Below are 18343 nucleotides of genomic sequence, written 5' to 3'. Positions count from 1 at the left end.
GACACCACCGGCTCGGTCGTTTCCCAGGGGACGCAGCAATGGGGCCTGATCAAAGGCACATCCGTGCTGGCCAATGACACGGGCGTTGCGACACCCCAGGCAGACCTTCCGGTCATGAATTCGGGCTACCAGTGGAACGGGGATGGCTGGGAAAACCCGAACTCGCTGATGATCGGCGGCCATGGGGCATGGCAGGGCGGTGCGCTGCGTGTCCTGGGCGCGCCGTACAGTTACGGCGACGTTGGCTGCGTCGTGGACGTGGAGATGACCAACCTACCATGGTCGGCCTCCCGTTGCGGATCTGGCGATATGGACGGCGTGGCGCAGTTCATCAATGCCGGCAACACCACGCCTTACTACAAGGTCGGTGCAGACTTCACAGACGACACTGGCACCACGCACACCCTGACGTTCGATGCGAACGGTGTGACGGTCAAACCGGCTCTGCCGGCCTCGTTTACAGCGATGTGGGCTGCTCATGGCGCGGGCGGTGGAAGCGGCATGTGGGTTGTCACGAACCTGCTCGCCAACGCCAGCACGGCCGGAGCGACCGTTACCGGATTTCCGGCGCAGATGTCCTCGGACAAATGGGAAGGCTATGTCACGAGCGTGACGGCGGCCACAGGCGGCACGCATCTGGACATGCCGGCCGGATGGCACCCGGAAAGCGGCTGGGTCGGGGTCTCTGGTACGAATAACGGCTCAGTCCCTGACGCGAGCGTCGGGCTGGATCAGGTGTTTTACAGCGATTACAAAAACCCGCTTCTGGTCATCGGTACGTTTAATCAGGCGTTTTCGCAGAACATGAAGTGCGGGCTCGACTTCTCGAAGAGCGGCAGTTCGTCCACTACGATCATGCGGTCCGATGCGCCGGTCAATTCGTGCCAGGGTAACGAACTCGATTTCTATGTCCCTGCGACCATGCCGAACGGTTTCATGCACGCGCAGGGGTTCACGGCTGATCTGCTGAACTCTCTGCCGCTTGTGGCCCCGAACAGTGCTGCGTTCGTGGCGCAGGGAAACTGGCCAACGGCCTTCCAGACGGGTCTGGGTGCTGACGGGCGGGATTTCTTCGGTGGCGTGTTGGACGTGAACTCCCGGCGTGGCCCGGCTGCAACCGTCGGGGCTATGACGGAAATCATGGAAGCCATGCAGGGCGCTGATGCTCCGACGGATGTGCGCTCCAACATGCAGGGCCTGCGCGTGACCCAGGTCACGGATACGGTCGGCTATACCAACTCGGCCGGCGCGCATAACCCGGCGGACAACTCGATTCACCTCGGGATGTATGGCGGCGGCTCGCAGTTCGGCGTGAACAGTTCTGACGCCTCGGACCTGGGTACTTACAAGGGTGATTTTGTTTTCAACCCGGGATGGCTCAAGGGCGGTCTCGCGCTTTGCGGTTCCGTCAACGGTGGGACCAACTCTTCGGGCTCGTGTGTCGGCATTTTGGCCGGCGGTCAGATCACGGTGAACCCGAACCAGACGTCATCCGGCGTTGGCCTGAACGTCGACCCTGCCGGTTATTCGGGCGGTAGCGGTGGAAGCGCTGCGATCGCGGTCGGTGCCGTGCCTTCGACATCGGCGACCGTCATCGGTGCCTATCTGGCTTCCACATACGGAAACGATCTCGAAGAACTGTATGTCGGGACCGTTGCCGAACGTATGCTTGACGCCAAGGGTAACGAGACGCTGAACGGGAACCTGACTGTCGGGTCCGGCAGTTCCGTCATGCTTACGCCGTCTGGCGGCCCGAAAGTGGCGCTATACAGCAACGCAGCCGGAACGCAGGTCGGCCTGTCGAACTTCCAGAGTGTCGTGGATCTCCATGCGGACAGCATCACGACCGGAACCATCACTTACGCCAGTCAGGGAACCGGGGCATTCGATGGCGAGCAGCGCTACTGCTCCGACTGCAAGCTGAACGGCATCACCGGTGTTCCCGTCTGGTGGCACGCCAGCGCGGCCAAATGGACGGACAGCCAGAACAACGCGCTGGCAAACTGATGCTGAGCACGTTCTGGCACGATTGGGGATCAGCTGTTGAGTGGGCTGTTGCTGCTATTGGAGGGTGGTGGGCCAAGGCAGCAGCAAACCGCATTCAGACACAGCGCAATGCGATTGACGCGACCAAGGCTGAAACAGAACAGATGAAGCTGTCTCTGGACAGGGAAAGATCGCTGACAGAACGGGTACTGCAATACGCGGCCGAGACGCAGGAAAGCTGGCGCATTCTGTACCAGCGCGAGGCTGTGCTGATTGAATATCATGCAGCTGCAATCGGTGCCCGCTTGCGTGTCCATGAACTGGAGGCTCAGAAAGGACTGCCACCGACGAAATTTGATCCGCTTCCTGGCTATCCGCCGGTAAGTGATGGTCCCAGAAATACGCTGCTCACTCTGCCGGACGCGGCGGCTGTGGCGGGGGATCAAGCTGCATCAACAGCCGATCCAGGTGCAGACACACCCACGGGAACACCCGCTCCGCCTACTACTGCAGCGGCGGAGAGAGGTTTTAATCAGTAATTAGACTCTGATTAGGGTGCTGTTAGAGGGCAGTCAGAGAGGAGAAAAAGGGTTCCAAACTGACTGTCCCGCAGTTCCAAACCGACTGTCGCGCTTCAGCCTATTCAATCTAATTATCTAAGAACAGGCCTCATGCTACGATCGGTTACCTTTTGCAACGCTACAACAATATGTGATAAATGCCTCCTCAGAAACTTGATCTGGATTACCAGCTAAAAATTCTGCAATCCTTTCATCTCGAGCTACTGCGCGCCCGTATTCAAGATCGCAATTAAATATGTCGATGGAAGCCGTTGGTACTCGGAGCTTAAGAGAAAGCCGTCTGCCACCAGTGCGTCCTGCACCAAATTGAATGCCTTGTATAATTCAGACGGGTCTTTTGATGACAGCAATATATCATCCATATATACGCTTGCATTGACTAAATTTGTTAGCGAAAGTAATAAATCTCCAATTTCCGAGGTTGACATTACAAGTGAGGCTAAAATGGGTGATTGAACAAACCCATATGGTAGTACAAATTTAGGGCTCTTATACGGATTCGATACCGTAGACCATTTTGCATAGAAGCGAGCATTATTGACGCTAATCTTATCGAGGGCGCTTTGCACGCGCCGTCGCGATATGCTGTAAAAGAACCGTGCTATGTCGATTCGTGCGAATATATGGCTATTACGGTGATGGTGCATTGCGGCCACATGCCCCCCACGCTGAAGATGAAAGTAAATTGGGGGAAATTCGTAATGTTTTTCGACCTTAGATTTTATCTCATCTCCGATACGGCGACCAATTTTAGTCGGAACAAATATCGGTTTATTCTTGTGGCGATAGCTGTACTTGAAATTGGGTATTATTACTGACATAGCTGACGGCCTTGATCACGACTTCGACTACCTCTTTTAGCAATCCTACGATTGCGATCCAGAGGCGGATCTTATCGCGATCAAGGCCGGTGTTTGACTTTTTAGTCATAAGCACCTCCCTCATCTTTTGCCTAGCAAACCACAAACCCTCTTTCAGAGGGACTTGTCAGCCAAGAAGCCAAGTAGCTTCGAAACGTGGTTACCGAGTAGCGTCTAAGACGCAGTAGGGTTTCCCGACATGTGGGAGTGTGGGATATCGCTATGCATATAGTCCACGTACGTGCTTTGCGCCAAATATTCAAGTGTTTAATCATAAGCTTTTTGAGTAGGCAATCTAGGCTTAGGACCTATTAATTTATTGAGCTGGGCGGGATGTTGTGATTCACGGGCTTATCGATGGAGGTGAGGCTGTGAGTGACGTGTTTTTCCTGTCTGAGAGCCAGATGGAACGGATCAGGCCGTTTTTCCCACTGGCACATGGGGTTCCGCGTGTGGATGATCGTCGTGTTCTGAGCGAGATTGTTTACGTGATCCGCAACGGTCTTCAGTGGAAAGACGCCCCGAAAGCGTAAGGTCCGCACAAGACCTTATACAACCGCTTTATCCGGTGGAGTCGCCTGGGTGTCTTTAACTAGATCTTCGTCACCCTGACAGAGCAGGCTGGCCGTTCGAAGCGCCTGATGATCGATGCAACACATCTCAAAGCGCACCGGACATCGGCGTCCCTGCTCAAAAAAGGGCTTTTCCCTGCCATATCGGACGGACAAAAGGCGGCCTGAACTCAGAGCTTCACGCCGTGTGTGATGCCCAGGGCCGTCCGGTCCGTCTGCATCTGACAGCAGGTCAGTGACTTCAAGGGAACAGATATACTTCTGGCAGATCTTCCCGACGAAACAGAAGAAGTTATTGGTGATCGGGGATACGACAGCAACTGCATCAGACGCTCTCTCGCAGAGTGGAACATTACCGCCTGTATCCCGCCGAAGAAGAACCGGAAATCAAAGCCGCCTTACGACTGGCATCTGTATAAAAAGCGCCACCAGATACGACCGCTGCGCTCATACATTCATGTCCGCAATCTATATCGCAGCAAGCTTCATCTTCTACCTCAAGGAATGAGTCCTGAGTCTAGGACGGGGCTGTCTTGTGTTACGGGGCATTTCCCAAGGGCCATCCGGAACTCTTGATCGCCATATTTGTCGGGAATGATAAAGTTTTGGGGCAGTATGACTTGCCGTTGTGCTGTTTCCCGGTAAAGCAGTGTGACGCATGAAATGCGTTTTCCATTGGTCAGGTGGCTTTCTTCTGGTGGCCGCCTTCAAACAGCGCAGGGCTTGAGATGGCTGATTACCGCCTTGGAATCGATCTTGGTGGAACGAAGATCGAAATTGCAGTTCTGGACCGTACGGGCGATCTCGTCCTGCGGGAACGGATTCCCAATCCGGGTGTGTATCAGGAGGCCGTGCTCGCAATCCGCGATCTGGTAACGTCTGTCGATCACCGGCTTGGTGCCGTGCCCAGTCATCGTGTTTCCGCGGGGCAGCATACGTCTACGCTGGGAGTGGGGATTCCGGGTTCGATCTCGCCGGAGACGGGTCTGATCAAGAATGCCAATGCCACCTGGCTCAACAATCAGCCTTTCGGGCTGGATCTGGAGGCTGCTCTGGCGCGTCCGGTGCGGACGGAAAACGATGCGAACTGCTTCGCTCTTTCCGAAGCCGCCGATGGCGCGGCAAAGGGGATGCTGACGGTTTTCGGCGTTATCATCGGCACCGGCATGGGGGCGGGGATCGTTAATAACGGTCGTGTCCTTGAGGGGCGGCATCACATTGCCGGGGAATGGGGGCATCTGCCGTTGCCCTGGTTCGAATCCACGGATGAGCCTGCCCGGCCGTGTTTCTGTGGGAACAAGGGGTGCATGGAGCGCTATCTGTGCGGTCCGGCTCTGGCTGCGGAATGGAAAGGGCCGGGCCATCGCAACACGGCCGGGATCGAGGAGGCCGCCGCCAATGGCGACCGGGCGGCGATTGCGGCCCTGACGCGGTATACGGAGCGTTTCGCACGGGCCTGTGCGATGGTGATCAACTTCCTTGATCCGGACATCATTGTGCTGGGTGGTGGTGTGTCCAACCTGAACACGCTTTATGAGCGCGTCCCGCCGCTTCTGGCGCAACATGTCATCACGCCGGTCTGCACGACGCCGATTGTCCGTAACAAGCATGGTGACAGTTCGGGTGTCCGGGGTGCGGCATGGCTGTGGGATGTAACGGAATAACTGTTACGTCCACAGGAGCATATCTCATGAAAAAAGCCACCTGTCTGCACAGGCGGCTTTTTTCGTATCAGACTGTTTCTTCCTCGACAGGTTCGGAGATCTCTTCCGCTGCCTGTTTCAGGCGGTGATAGGAGCGTCTGGAGAATGGGAGGATGGCGATATACAGGATACCGGCTCCGGCCAGGGCGCCCCAGGGGTCCGCGACCATCAGGGCAGCGTACAGGCCTGTTCCCAGCATCAGGGGCAGGACGTAGCGGGACGGGACCTTGAAGTTCTTGAAGGACCAGACCGGCAGGGTGGAGACCAGCAGCAGGCCCGTGACAATGAGGCAGATGGCCGAGATCCATGGCGAACGGGCGATGGATGCAAGGGTGTCGGCGTGGAGGCGGTCGGCTTCCAGCCCGAGAAAGACGGGAAACATGGCTAACCCTGCGCCGGCAGGGGCGGGGACGCCGGTGAAGAAGCTGTAGGAATATTCCGGCTTGTCTTCGTCATCGAGGCTGGCGTTGAAGCGGGCGAGGCGCAGCGCCATGCAGACCGTGAACATGATGCATGGCACAAAGGCGTAACGTCCCGCGTGTTCCAGCGACCACATGAGCAGGACGAAGGACGGCGCCACACCGAAGCAGACGAAATCGGACAGGCTGTCGAATTCCGCTCCGAAGCGCGTTGCGCCTTTCAGGAGCCGGGCGATCCGTCCGTCCAGCCCGTCGATGCAGGCGGCAATCAGGAGGGCGACCGCGGCGGGCTCGAATTTATGTTCGAGCGCGAATCGCATGCCGCTCAGCCCGGCGCAGAGGCCGAGCATCGTCATGATATTGGGGATCAGCCGGTTGAAGGAAGGACCGCGGACACGGGAGCGCGGATTGCGTCCCATGCGGCGCAGTCTTCGGCGGATGCGGCGCCGCCGGGCTGGACGGCTTTCATCGGCCCGTTGGGGAGTGAGCATCTGGATGATCGGTTCAGAGCTTCGCCAGGACGGTTTCGCCCCCGATCATGGTCTGTCCGACGGAGACCTGCGGTTCGATCCCGGGGGGAAGATAGACGTCTGTCCGGGAGCCGAAGCGGATCAGGCCGAACCGTTCGCCTGCTTCGACGCGGTCTCCTTCCTCGACGAAGCAGAGGATGCGGCGGGCGACGAGGCCCGCGATCTGCACGACGCCGATGTTGCGGCCATCCGGCAGGGTCAGGCGCAGTTCGTTGCGCTCGTTGTGTTCAGAGGCCTTGTCGAGGCTGGCGTTGAGGAACTTGCCCGCATGATAGGCAATTTTCGTGACTTCACCGGCGGCTGGCATCCGGTTGACGTGGACGTCCAGCACGGACAGGAACGTCGAAACGCGCCAGACCGGTGTGGAGCCCATTTCGAGCGCCGGAGGCGGGGCGACGAGGGCCACGGACGTGATCCGGCCATCGGCGGAGGCCAGGACGAGGTTGGACCCTACGGGCGGGAAACGCTTCGGGTCCCGGAAGAAATAGAGGCAGAAGGCGGAGAAGGCGAGCCCGGCGGTGCCGAGGGCGCGCGTGAAGCGCCAGGGTGTCACCCGGCCGAGAAGCCCGATGAGCGAACCCGCGACGAGGAAGGGAGTCGCAGCGCGGTTCGGCGGCGACAGGACAAGCTTGAAGGACTGGATCAGCGACATGGAATGCACTCTTACGGTACAGAAGGCAGGGGTCAAGAATTTGCCATGAAGAAGGCGTTTTTCAGGCAGGTTCCGCCAGTCGTCCCTTGAGGGGGGCCAGCGCCTCTTCCTGTCGGAGTGGCAGGCCGGCATAAATGTTTTTCCGGGCCGTGACGACATGGACGCCTGCACAGGGATAGCCTGTTTTTCTGCCCACATGCTCCATGAAAGTGCCGTTCCCGATCCGCAGCATGGCCGAAGGGGCCATCAGGGCGCCGGTATGACATTCAATGCGGAACATTTCCTGCTCCAGCAGACGTGTGAGCTGTCGTCCGCTGAACGGGCTGCCATGACCGAAGGGTGTGGAGTCCATGTGTGCCCAGCAGCCTGAACGGTTCGGGACGACCAGGATCATCAGTCCGTCATCGGTCATGACGCGCCAGATGGCCCGCAGGAACTCGGACGCCGAGCGGGTGAATTCCAGACCATGCACCACAAGGACGGTTTCCATGGACAGGTTGTCGAAAGGAAGCCTGCCGCTGTCCACGATGCAGTCGTGAACCGTGGGAGGGAGCGTGCCGTTGAGGCGTGTCTGCGGATGGTTCAGGCGTGCGGAGATGCTGATTGTCGCGTCTGCGGGGAGGTATGGCAGGGGGTAGCCGATTCCGAGAAACCTGCGGCCCTGGAAAGAGGGAACCAGTGACCGCAGACGGCGGTTCAAAAGGGCTGCCGTGTGCTGGCCCTGCCGGGTATCGTAGAAAGTCGCGACATCGTCGGAACGGGAACGGGCCTGTGACGTCAGCATTGCACCATCTCTTCAGCAAGGACAGAGCAAGGAAACCATCATGCCTCTCGATATCAAGCCGATTCCGGTGCTTTCCGATAATTATGCGTGGCTTCTGACGGCTTCGGATGGTGTCCGTGCCGTGGTTGATCCCGGGGAAGCGGGGCCGATCATCGAACGGATCGGAGATGGACGTCTCGATCTGATTCTTCTGACCCATCATCACGGGGATCATACCGGCGGGACGGAAGAGCTGCGTCAGCGCTACGGTGCGAAGGTTTATGGCGGTGCGGAGAAAAAGGAATGGATGCCGCGCCTCGATCATGACGTGGAAGACGGGGACGTTTTTGCCATTGGCAACGAGGAGGTGCGTGTCCTTCTGACGCCGGGGCATGCCGTGGGGCATGTCTCTTACGTCGTGCCGGCCGTGCCTGCGCTGTTCTGCGGGGATGTGCTGTTCAGTGCGGGGTGTGGGCGTCTGCTGGAGGGGACGGCTGAAGAGCTGTTCAACAGTCTGCACCGTTATGATGATCTCCCGGACAGCACGCTGGTCTGTGCGGGGCATGAATATACGCGGTCCAATCTGCTTTTTGCCCTGCATGTCGATCCGGATAATGCCGATGTGAAGGCGCGGCTGGAGCAGGTGGAGCGGCTCCGCAAAGAGGGGCGTCCGACGCTGCCTGTGTCTCTGGGTGTGGAACGCAGGACCAATCCGTTCCTGCGCGCGCCGGATGTTGAAACGTTTGCGCGTTTGCGGCGGGAGAAGGACAGCTTCCGGGGGGGCTGACGCTTCGGGGTGTTTTTTCGGAGGAACGCGGGGCTCATCTTCCCGCGTTTTCTGCGGTATCGGTGGCTGCTGTTTTGGGAGCATCCTCCAAGGTTCTGATGTGGAGCCCCGCAAGTGCAGGGTTGTAGAGGTGTGGGTATCGCCTGACGTGGCGGCGGATGACCTGTCAGGTGTCGTGTTGATGCAGAGTAGAGTGCCCTTGAGTGCGGGTGTCTGTCTTCAGGAAATCTCAGACATCATGAGATGCATTCTGCTCCGGTAATGGAAATATTGTGCTTCCTTATCGTTAATCTGTGGTGCTTATTGGTAATTCTCAAAAAATACGGCATGTAACGGAGTGAGTCAAAACCAACTGAAATGAAACGTTCGTTAATTTAAATTAAAACACGTCAACGTGATGGTTGATCTGCGGATCTATTTGTAATTTATTAACATCCTCAGAGCATCTCTGAGAGTATTTGAGGATTAAATATATGAGCAGTTCTACATCATTGACGGGTCCTACTCTCACCTGGGAAGAAATCATTGAAAATGGTGACGACTCCCATAGTACAGTAACCATCGACTCGTCTTCGAATACCATTACTGTTTCTGGTGAGGTCGAAGGGGAATGGGGCAGCAGCGATACATCGATTAACGGTCTCGATATTACCGGTGATAATGCTGTTCTCCTTGAAGGGACCGGGACGCTGACGGTGACCGGAACGGTGACGCTGAATAGCGATACGACCATCAGCGGCATGACGATGAATGCAAATTCTTCGGTCAGCGGCGGAACGGTCACGCTGAAGAACGGGGCCACGCTGATTGCCCAGAGTGTCAGTGCATCCATCGTGTTTGGCGAGACGTCCGCCACTGTTACCAACACCATCCAGCTGGATAGCAGCAGTGCCACGCTGAGCAGTATTTCAAACCTGTCTCCGGGGGATGTCATTGAATTTGTGGGCAATACCTGGGACACGAGTATCTTCTGGGTTGCCAACGGCGATGGAACCTATGCGCTCAAGGGCAGTACAGGTGACACGCTGATTGCGTCCGTGACGTTTGCCAAGAAGGCTGACGGGACGTCGTATACCCCGAGTGATTTTACGGCCGGTGAAACGACGGTGTCCTATAACGGGGGCACGTCAACGGCCCTGACGCTGACCTGTTTCCTGCCTGGAACCCGGATCCGGACTCCGGAAGGCGATACCGCGGTCGAAAACCTACGGATCGGGAGCGAGATCACGGTTTACCGTGAGGGGCAGGCTGTGGGCTGTCCGGTTAAATGGGTCGGCAGGAATTATGTGACTGTGCATCCGGAGCTGCCGGATGATGAAAGCGGTTATCCCGTCCGCATTGTCAGGGACGCCGTTGCGCAGGGCGTGCCTGACAGGGATCTGCTTGTCACGGCTGAGCACTGCCTGTTTTTTGAGGGTGGCTTCGTGCCGGCGCGTATGCTCGTCAATGGCCGGTCCATTTATTATGACCGCACCATAACGTCCTATACCTACTATCATATCGAGACGGAGCAGCATTCCATCATCATGGCGGATGGTCTTCTAACGGAGAGCTATCTGGATACGGGGAACCGTCAGTCCTTCGAGCAGCCGGGGTCTGTTGTCCGGATTGGCGGGAAGGGTCAGGTGAAGACCTGGGCCAGGGATGCGGCTGCACCTTTGACTGTGGGTCGTGAGGTTGTGGAGCCTCTTTTCCGGCGTCTGGAAGAACGGGCGGAACAAATGGGCCTGAAGGTCCGGACGCAGGCGCCTGTCCTGACAGGGGATGCGGACCTGCATCTGCTGACGGATACGGGTGAAATCCTGCGGGCGATACGGACGGCCAATGACCGTATCATGTTCATGGTGCCGCCGCATGTTAGCGGTGTTTATCTGGTGTCCCGGGCGTCCCGTCCCAGTGATGCGGTTGGGCCTTTTGTGGATGACCGTCGTCGAATGGGTGTGCTGGTCGGGGAAATCACGTTTTTTGATGCGGGACAGACCTCCGCGCTTCAGGAGCATCTGACGGGCGTGTCCGTGAAGGGCTGGCATGGTCGGGAGCAGGGCATGTCCTGCCGGTGGACTGATGGCAGGGCGTTTGTTGACCTTGGCGAGCGGCGTCCGGACAGTTTCGGGATGCTGGCCGTACAGGTTCTGGCGGCTGGGCCTTATGTTCTGACGGAGGGGGTTCAGGACGCGACGCGTTCGCTGGCCTGACAGACCGTTTCCGGAGCCGTTACCGGGTGCCCTGTCTTCTGCCTTTTTATGCGCAGAAGGCAGGGCTTTTTTCATGTGAAAGCGTGGAAGTCTCCGCTGGTCAGGCGTGACTTCCGAAAATGATTTTCTTGAGCACTTCGGCCACCACCCCGACGGTGACGACACCGCCGAACCAGAGGGCTATGAACCACCCGACCCGTTTCAGCCAGGCTAGGAAACCTGTTTCACGGTCAGGCTGTCCATATTCAATCCGCATCGCCTGTTCCCTTTGCGTTTAGTGGTAGTTCTGGTCCGTACTGACCTTCCCGCGGAAGACGTAATAGGAATAGGCGGTATAGGAGAGGATCAGCGGCAGCAGGAACATGGTTCCGAACAGGAGGAATGTCTGGCTGTCCGGCGGGGACGAAGCCTGCCAGATGGTGATGGATGGCGGAACGATATACGGCCAGATATTGATGCCCAATCCGCTGAAGCACAGGAAGAACAGGCCCAGCGTCGCGACAAAGGGCAGCAGGTGGAAATTCCGGAACCGGATGCCGATGCCGAGCAGGATGCTCATGACCACCACGGCCAGGGGGACCGGAGCCACCAGTGCGATCTGGGGCCATGCCAGCCAGTGCTGCATGTAGGTTGCGTGAAGCTGCGGGGTCCAGAGCGAGATGATGACGATTGTGGCCAGCATCAGACAGCCCAGCAGGGCAGCATTGCGGCGCATGGTTTCCTGGAGTTCTCCGGTGCACCGCCAGATCAGCCATGTGGCGCCCAGCAGGGCGTAACCGATGACGACAGCCAGACCGCAGAACAGTGCGAAGGGCGTCATCCAGTCAAGGCTGCTGCCAATGAAGGTGTTGTTCTCCACCTTGATGCCCTGGATGAGGGTTCCGAGGATCACGCCCTGCATGAAGGCTGCCACGAAGGAGCCGCCGCAGAATGCGAAGTCCCAGAAGTTCTGGCTGCGGGGGCTGTTCATCTTGAAGCGGAACTCGAAGGAGACGCCGCGCAGGATGAGCGCCAGGAGCATGAAAAGGACCGGCAGGTAGAGCGCTGGGAGAATGGTGCCGTAGGCGACAGGGAAAACGCCGTAAAGCGCTGCGCCGCCGAAGATCATCCAGGTTTCGTTTCCGTCCCAGACGGGTGCCACGGTGTTGACCATCAGGTTGCGGTGTCCGTGATCCTGTTCCCGGAGGAACAGGACGCCGATCCCGAGGTCGAAGCCGTCAAGGCAGACATAGAGGAAGATGGCTGCCGCCGAGAGGAGAGCCCAGACAACGGGAAGCCAGAAATCTGCGGTATCGGTCATGGGTCTTACTCCGCAAGGCCAGCGTCATGCTGGGAAGAAGAATGGGAAACCTGCGTCGTACCGCTGGCCATGTGCGGTTTGTTGCTGTCCGGACCGCTCTGGCCAGGATGGGGTTCCTCTGCGAAGGTCCGCATCAGGATGGTCAGTCCTCCAGTAAACACGATGAAATAGATCACCACGAACGCCACCATGGATGTGGCCATGCTGGGAAGGGCGATGGGAGAGACGCTGTCTTCCGTTCTTAGAAGGCCATAGACGGTGAAGGGCTGGCGGCCCACTTCCGTTGTGATCCAGCCACAGAGCAGGGCGATGAAGCCCGCAGGTGTCATCAGCAGGGCAAGGCGGTGCAGGAGCGGGGTGTCGTAGAGTCTGCCCTTCCAGCGCTCGAACAGTGACCACAGTCCCAGCAGGAACATCAGCATTCCGAGGGCGACCATGATGCGGAACGTGAAAAAGATCAGGGGCGAGTAGGGGCGGTCTTCCTTGGGGAAGTCCTTCATTCCTGGAACTTTGCCCTCGAGGCTGTGTGTCAGGATCAGGGAGCCCAGCCAGGGGATCTGGATTTTGAAATGTGTGGTTTCGTTCTGCATGTCGGGGATGCCGAACAGCAGTTCCGGCGCCCGGCTCTCGGATGTCCAGTCGCCTTCAAGGGCGGCGATTTTGGCGGGCTGGTATTCCAGCGTGTTGAGGCCCTGCGTGTCACCGGCGAGGATCTGGACGGGGGCGACGATCGCCGCCATCCACATGGCCATCGAGAACATCAGGCGGACCTGTTCGGAAGCCTGACGACCCTCGCGCCGGGCTTTCAGGAGGTGCCATGCGCCCACGCCGGCAACCACGAACGCCACGCACAGGAAAGCCGCCAGTCCCATATGGACGAGGCGATACGGGAAGGACGGGTTGAAGACGATGGCCCACCAGTTATCGGGCAGGAAACGGCCTGTTGCGGGGTCGATCCGGTAGCCGCGGGGGGTTTGCATCCATGAGTTTGACGCCAGGATCCAGCTCATGGAGATCAGGGTGCCCAGGGAGACCATGCAGGTCGCCGCGAAATGAAGGCCCCGTCCCACTCGGTTCAGGCCGAACATCATGACGCCGAGGAAGCCTGCTTCGAGGAAGAAGGCGGTCATGACCTCATAGGCCAGCATCGGTCCGGTGATCGGTCCGGCCTTCTGGGCGAAGACGGACCAGTTCGTGCCGAATTCGTAGGACATGACGAGGCCGGAAACCACGCCCATCGCGAACACGATGGAGAACACTTTCAGCCAGTACTTGAAGAGGTCCAGATAGGCGCTGCGACCCGTTTTGAGCCAGAGTCCTTCCAGGACGGCCAGATATGCCGCCAGTCCGATGGAGAAGGCCGGGAACACGATATGGAACCCGACCGTAAACGCGAACTGGAAGCGCGCGAGAAACAAAGCCGAAAGGCCAAACATTTCAAAATGCCTTCTGTCTGGTGACGGGACGCACGGTCAGACTGGTTGCGGAGGATGACTCCGGGTCACCTCAGGGATGAGGAAAGCAAGGAAGTTCCGGCATAAATTCAGAACACCGGACTTGCGGTGGAGGCACCTGCAACTTGCCTGTAACGATTTCAGACCGTGAAAGTTCTAGGAAATATGGCTGCTTTTTGACATGGGCTAAAAAGCAGTCAGTGCGGAACGGGCTGGGTGGGGATGGAAAATTTCTGCGTTAGCAACGGGAAAAGAAGGGCGTTTTCCACCACGGGACGTCCGTTCAGGACGGGGAAGGACACCGTGAGTGACCGGCCTTTTCCCGTGGTTTTATCTTTCGTGTCCTGAGTGGCCTTTTCGAGGTCCGGCAGCATGGCAGGCGGGATCTGGCTGCGGATGGCCGGCACGGACAGAAGCTGACGGCCCAGCTCATGCCAGTGCTGGAGTGTGGCGGTCAGATCGCCGGTGAGGGCTGGAAGGGCCAGCCGTCCTGAAACGGTGATCCGGCTGCTGTCAGGCGTGGAATAGAAAGAGGCGGCGGCGTTCTGAACCCGGAGATCGGAATAACCGCTCGGCAGGAAAAAGGAGTCTGTTTTCGCTGTTGCCGGTCCGGACAGGGCAAGGGCAAGCGAGATTTCATGGAGGGGTGGCGCATAGCCGAAGGGGAATGTCAGCCCGGTCATGTCCCGGGCATGCGCTGTGACGCCGAATCGGGTGGCGTCGGCTCTGGCGTGGGGCGCGACCAGAACCTGTCCGGAGAGGGCATGAAGCAGAAGGGTCTGTTCCACCGTCGGAAAGGACAGGGCAATGCGGAGTTCGGGGGCGCGGAAACCGGACAGTCCGTGGGGGGAAAGGCGAAGGTGGATATTCTGTCCTAGAAGGGTTCCGTGTCCGTCAGGGCCGGAGAGTCTGGCGGCGTGGCGTCCTTCCAGCGTGACTAGGAGGGCCTGTCCAGCGAAGGACCACCATCCTCCGCCGAGGACAAGGGTCTGTCCTGTCCAGCCTGCGTCGTAGGGGGCTTGCGTGCTTTTGGGGTGGAGGAGGGTGGGGTTTGAAACCTCAAGCCATGCTCCGATCGGCCAGCCGCGGCGGTGTGGTGTGGCGTGAGTCGTTGTCCAGCCATTCTGTCGGGCCAGGGCTTCGGCTTGTGACAGGGTGTGCTCCAGCCTGCGTTCCATCAGAAGCCAGCACAAGGTATTCAGAATGGCGAGCACTGTAATGCTGGTTCCGATTACAGGCAGGATGCGTCTGTAACGGACAGTAAAGGATGGAAGCTTCATTGGGGCGGACTTTCCGGACGCCATCTGGGGACAGGTCGAGAGGCTGTGTATTTTATCCCCAGTGCGGATAAGACATCTTTCCGGTGGAAAAAGCGGGCTGGGGAAAAGATATTCCGCTGGGGAAGGGCCGTTCCGGAGGTCTGGTTTTTCTGAAAAACAGCAGAAAACAGCCGTTCCTGTTCAGGAGGGGCGAAGTTCCTGGAGGATGTGCTTTTCCGCTGCAGGGGTGAACGGAGAAAATACCCCCTTGACATGATGTTCAGCCGATTTCCGGGTCCACAGAGTTATCCACAGGGTCACGGGGAAGGTTGTGACTTGCGCACAGATCATCCCACGCCTTGTCCAGAGCTTTGGTAAATCCTTCACGGCCCTTTACGGCGGGTAGGGGCGTGCCGATGACTACATCGAGCGTACCGGGATGTTTGCGCCAGGGGGAGCGGTCCCAGAAGAGGCCTGAATTGGTGGCGACCGGCACAACCGGCACCCCGGCCTGACGGGCCAGTGCGATGATGCCCGGCTGGATGGACTGGCGTTCGCCCGGCAGGGTGCGGGTGCCTTCGGGGAAAATGATGATCTGGCGGCCTGCGGCATGGGCGTCCTGTGTGGCTTTCATCATGTTCCGCAGGGCTTTGGAGCCGGCGCTGCGTTCGACCGGGATCATGCCGCTGAGGAGGAGCATTGGTCCGACCAGCGGGATTTTCGTCAGTTCGGTCTTGATGATGTAGGCGGGCAGCGGCACCAGGTTCATCCAGACAAAGCCATCAAAAAACGACTGGTGCTGGGAGGCGATCAGGCAGGGGCCGGGAGGCAGGTTCTCCGTTCCGCTGATCCGGATCCGGACGCCGCAGAGATGCTCGAAGCCGGCCAGGACCGCGCGGGACCAGAGTTTCGCATACCGGAGGGCGAGGGCCCGACGTTTCATCAGGCGGATCGGAAGGGCGCCGATCCCCATGATCAGGGTCAGGAGGAGAAGGTACAGGTTGAACAGCAGGCCGCGCAGAATGCTCATCATGGGGTTCTGCACACCAGAAAACCGGGCGATGCACAAGGGCTGTCGCAGGGTGGTCAGGGGGACGTCAGGCCGCTGCGTCCGTCTGGCAGGCCCGTCAGGGTGGCGAGTTCCGCACCCAGGAGTTTGTTGTATTCCTTGAACAGCAGGAACAGCGTCTGACGTGAGAGGGGAGCCTGAAGGGCCGGAGGCAGGACGGGATAGGGGACCAGCACCAGATCCGGGGCGATGCGGTGAAGTTCCAGCATGGCGCGGCGGATGTGATAGCCGGCGGTGACGATCAGGAGGCGACGGAAATGGTTGGTGTGTGCCCAGTCCGCCGTCTCGTAGGCGTTGCCGATGGTGGTGATGGCGCGCTTGCCCAGTGTGATCTGGTTTTTCAGCTCGGGCGGGAGCGGGTCCGGCTGGTGCTGGGAGAGATGTTTCAGGGTGACGTGGGGGGCCACGCCGGAAATCAGAAGCTGACGGCCATAGCCCTCTTTCAGGAGGCTGATGGATGTATCGATCCGGAACAGGCCGCCCGTCAGGGCGACGATACCGTCGCACAGGGCGGGCGTGTCGGCTGGGCGGCGGGCATCATGCGTGAACCAGAGGAAGCCTGCCAGCCACAGGGCTCCCACAATCATCAGGGCGGAAAGCCCGCGTTTCATGGCAGCCGCCGGAGCCAGACAAGCACGACCATCTGTGCGGTGATCCAGGCCAGAAAGGCACCCAGGACCGGCAGGGCGACCAGATTGTGCAGCAGGGACTGCGGCAGGACGTTCAGGCTGGCGCGGCAGCCCGCGAGCGTTACGGGAAGCAGCGGGGGTGATGTCCCTGTGGATGTGAATGTCGTGAATGGCGCCAGTGTATTGGCCAGAAGGGTGATGACCGGTGTCAGGAGGACCAGACCGGCCAGTCCGCCTGCGAAGGACAGCCATGCGGCCCGCAGGGCAATGCGTCCTGAGATCGTGCCGTCGGAGGCGCCAAGAGAATGGACGATCTCGACCGCCTTGCGCTGAGCGGAGACGGAGCGGCGGACGGTCATGCCGATCGACAGGACGGCGATGGCGGCGATGAGGGAGACGGAAAGCCAGGCGCAGCCGACCAGACTGGCGCCCAGTCGCTCCAGCCGTCTGCTCCAGCGGAGATCTTCCTCCACGCTGGCTTCGGGCAGTGCGTCATGGACGGTCCTGCCGAGATCCAGCCCCGGCTGATGAGCGACGATCAGGACGGATGGAAGCGTCAGGCCCGGCAGGGACTGACGGGTATCGGCGGGCTGCCCCAGCCAGGGGGCAAGCATTTTCCGCACATCCTCCGGGGAAAGCTGCTGCACTTTCAGGACGGCGGGCAGGGCGCGCAGCTGCTGGACAAGCCTGGCAGTGCGTTCGGAACGCTGGGGGGTGTCGTCCGGGATTTCGATGGTGGCTGCGCTGCGGGCGGCCTGTGACCAGCCGCGGGTCAGTGTCTGGACGCCGTTCAGCCCGGCGAGGGCCAGACCGGCAAGAAGGGTCATCAGGGCGACCAGAACGGGCAGGCTGCCAGAGCGGAGGCCGGGAGAAACGGGGCCGCTCATGCGGGTGCCTGCGCGGTTTCGAAACTCTGCCTGTCGAGGGTGCCGTCCCGCAGTCTGATGGCCGGGGCGGGGGCATCCCGGACCAGGACCTCGTTATGGGTGGCGACGATGACGGTGGTGCCGAGTTCGATGAGTTCCTGAAAGGTTGAGAGGAGGCGTCTAGCCTGTGAATCTTCCAGCGCGTTGGTCGGTTCGTCCGCCAGAAGCAGATCCGGCCGGCCGATCAGGGCACGGGCGATGGCCACGCGCTGCTGTTCTCCGCCCGAGAGGGCGCCGGGACGGGCATCGGCGAGGCGGCCGACATCCAGCCATTCCAGAACGGCGAAGGTCTCACGCCGCACGTCGCGTTCTCCGACACCGCGCAGCCGCAGGGGAAGGGCGACGTTGTTGAAGACCGACCATTCCCCGATCAGGCGGTAGTCCTGCGGGACAAAACCGATTCGCCGGCGCAGGTCGCGCAGGGTCCGGCGTCGCGCGCCGGTGACGGGGATGCCGAGAATGTCCATCTGGCCGGATGCCGGGCGTGTGCCGAGGGTCAGAAGCCGCAGGAAACTTGATTTCCCCGCACCTGAAGGACCCAAGAGCCAGCGGAATTCGCCCTGTGGTACGGACAGGGTCAGGCCGCGGAGGACGGGCTGCCCGACACCGGCTGGCATCATCGAGACGTCACGAAGACGGATCATGGAGGGCACATCGA

At 59.5% G+C, this 18343-nt stretch carries 17 protein-coding genes and 1 pseudogene; 6 read left to right on the top strand and 12 right to left on the bottom strand.

Annotated elements, in window-relative coordinates; translation table 11 throughout:
• Nucleotides 1-2007, top strand: a 2007-nt coding sequence (locus GMO_RS14440) for a hypothetical protein (protein WP_040509103.1), incomplete at its 5' end; no start/stop codon positions are given.
• Nucleotides 2007-2525 (top strand): hypothetical protein, encoded by a 519-nt coding sequence (locus GMO_RS09965; protein ID WP_008852267.1) that lies wholly within the window; start codon nt 2007-2009, stop codon nt 2523-2525. The genes GMO_RS14440 and GMO_RS09965, both read left to right, overlap by 1 nt.
• A 242-nt stretch (nt 2526-2767) precedes the next feature.
• Here the strand turns inward: GMO_RS09965 and GMO_RS14980 are convergent, their stop codons facing one another.
• On the bottom strand, nt 2768-3388 hold the full coding sequence (locus tag GMO_RS14980) for a reverse transcriptase domain-containing protein (protein WP_083813652.1): 621 nt from the start codon (nt 3386-3388) through the stop codon (nt 2768-2770).
• A gap of 410 nt (nt 3389-3798) precedes the next feature.
• Here GMO_RS14980 and GMO_RS14435 point away from each other — a divergent pair.
• Nucleotides 3799-4507 (top strand): annotated as a pseudogene (locus tag GMO_RS14435) (IS5 family transposase).
• 220 nt (nt 4508-4727) lie between these two features.
• Nucleotides 4728-5663 (top strand): ROK family protein, encoded by a 936-nt coding sequence (locus GMO_RS09950; RefSeq protein WP_040509099.1) that lies wholly within the window; start codon nt 4728-4730, stop codon nt 5661-5663.
• Between the two features lie 67 nt (nt 5664-5730).
• Here GMO_RS09950 and GMO_RS09945 read toward each other — a convergent pair whose 3' ends face one another.
• The 3 genes from GMO_RS09945 to GMO_RS09935 all read right to left on the bottom strand — a co-directional run bounded on the left by GMO_RS09945 (nt 5731) and on the right by GMO_RS09935 (nt 8087).
• Nucleotides 5731-6612, bottom strand: a complete 882-nt coding sequence (locus GMO_RS09945) for a CDP-alcohol phosphatidyltransferase family protein (RefSeq protein ID WP_040509098.1) — start codon at nt 6610-6612, stop codon at nt 5731-5733.
• 13 nt (nt 6613-6625) lie between these two features.
• Entirely contained in the window at nt 6626-7303 is a 678-nt protein-coding gene (locus GMO_RS09940) for a phosphatidylserine decarboxylase (protein WP_040509096.1), read from the bottom strand.
• A gap of 61 nt (nt 7304-7364) precedes the next feature.
• Nucleotides 7365-8087 carry a methyltransferase gene (locus GMO_RS09935; RefSeq protein ID WP_008852262.1) on the bottom strand — a complete coding sequence of 241 codons (723 nt, stop codon included), beginning with the start codon at nt 8085-8087 and terminating at the stop codon, nt 7365-7367.
• 40 nt (nt 8088-8127) lie between these two features.
• On the opposite strand from GMO_RS09935, the gene gloB reads away from it, so the two are divergent.
• Together gloB and GMO_RS09925 are read left to right on the top strand one after the other, a co-directional pair.
• On the top strand, nt 8128-8853 hold the full coding sequence (gene gloB / locus GMO_RS09930) for a hydroxyacylglutathione hydrolase (protein WP_008852261.1): 726 nt from the start codon (nt 8128-8130) through the stop codon (nt 8851-8853).
• A 473-nt stretch (nt 8854-9326) separates the two neighbouring features.
• Complete coding sequence (locus GMO_RS09925; RefSeq protein ID WP_050801457.1) at nt 9327-11048, top strand: Hint domain-containing protein; 1722 nt, start codon at nt 9327-9329, stop codon at nt 11046-11048.
• Between the two features lie 100 nt (nt 11049-11148).
• Here the strand turns inward: GMO_RS09925 and GMO_RS13955 are convergent, their stop codons facing one another.
• From GMO_RS13955 to GMO_RS09885, 8 genes are all read right to left on the bottom strand, one after another.
• Nucleotides 11149-11304 carry a DUF2474 family protein gene (locus GMO_RS13955; protein ID WP_008852258.1) on the bottom strand — a complete coding sequence of 52 codons (156 nt, stop codon included), beginning with the start codon at nt 11302-11304 and terminating at the stop codon, nt 11149-11151.
• A gap of 18 nt (nt 11305-11322) precedes the next feature.
• On the bottom strand, nt 11323-12348 hold the full coding sequence (gene cydB / locus GMO_RS09920; protein WP_008852257.1) for a cytochrome d ubiquinol oxidase subunit II: 1026 nt from the start codon (nt 12346-12348) through the stop codon (nt 11323-11325).
• Nucleotides 12349-12353: 5 nt separating this feature from the next.
• Complete coding sequence (locus GMO_RS09915) at nt 12354-13784, bottom strand: cytochrome ubiquinol oxidase subunit I (RefSeq protein WP_008852256.1); 1431 nt, start codon at nt 13782-13784, stop codon at nt 12354-12356.
• 215 nt (nt 13785-13999) lie between these two features.
• The gene (locus GMO_RS09910; RefSeq protein ID WP_040509093.1) at nt 14000-15082 is read right to left on the bottom strand and encodes a DUF2125 domain-containing protein; all 1083 of its coding nucleotides are present in this window, start codon (nt 15080-15082) and stop codon (nt 14000-14002) included.
• Nucleotides 15083-15341: 259 nt separating this feature from the next.
• Complete coding sequence (locus GMO_RS09900; RefSeq protein ID WP_040509087.1) at nt 15342-16091, bottom strand: lysophospholipid acyltransferase family protein; 750 nt, start codon at nt 16089-16091, stop codon at nt 15342-15344.
• 56 nt (nt 16092-16147) lie between these two features.
• The gene (locus tag GMO_RS09895; protein ID WP_008852252.1) at nt 16148-16741 is read right to left on the bottom strand and encodes a YdcF family protein; all 594 of its coding nucleotides are present in this window, start codon (nt 16739-16741) and stop codon (nt 16148-16150) included.
• A complete protein-coding gene (locus tag GMO_RS09890) occupies nt 16738-17646 on the bottom strand; it encodes a cell division protein FtsX (protein ID WP_008852251.1) in 909 nt (302 codons plus the stop codon). The genes GMO_RS09895 and GMO_RS09890 overlap by 4 nt, the downstream gene beginning before the upstream one ends.
• Nucleotides 17643-18329, bottom strand: coding sequence for a cell division ATP-binding protein FtsE (locus tag GMO_RS09885; protein ID WP_040509084.1), 687 nt, complete (start codon nt 18327-18329; stop codon nt 17643-17645). The genes GMO_RS09890 and GMO_RS09885 overlap by 4 nt, the downstream gene beginning before the upstream one ends.
• Between the last annotated feature and the right edge of the window lie 14 nt (nt 18330-18343).

This window comes from Gluconobacter morbifer G707 (assembly GCF_000234355.1).
Classification (GTDB): Bacteria; Pseudomonadota; Alphaproteobacteria; order Acetobacterales; family Acetobacteraceae; genus Gluconobacter; species Gluconobacter morbifer.
This window is presented reverse-complemented; position numbering and strand designations above follow the sequence as displayed.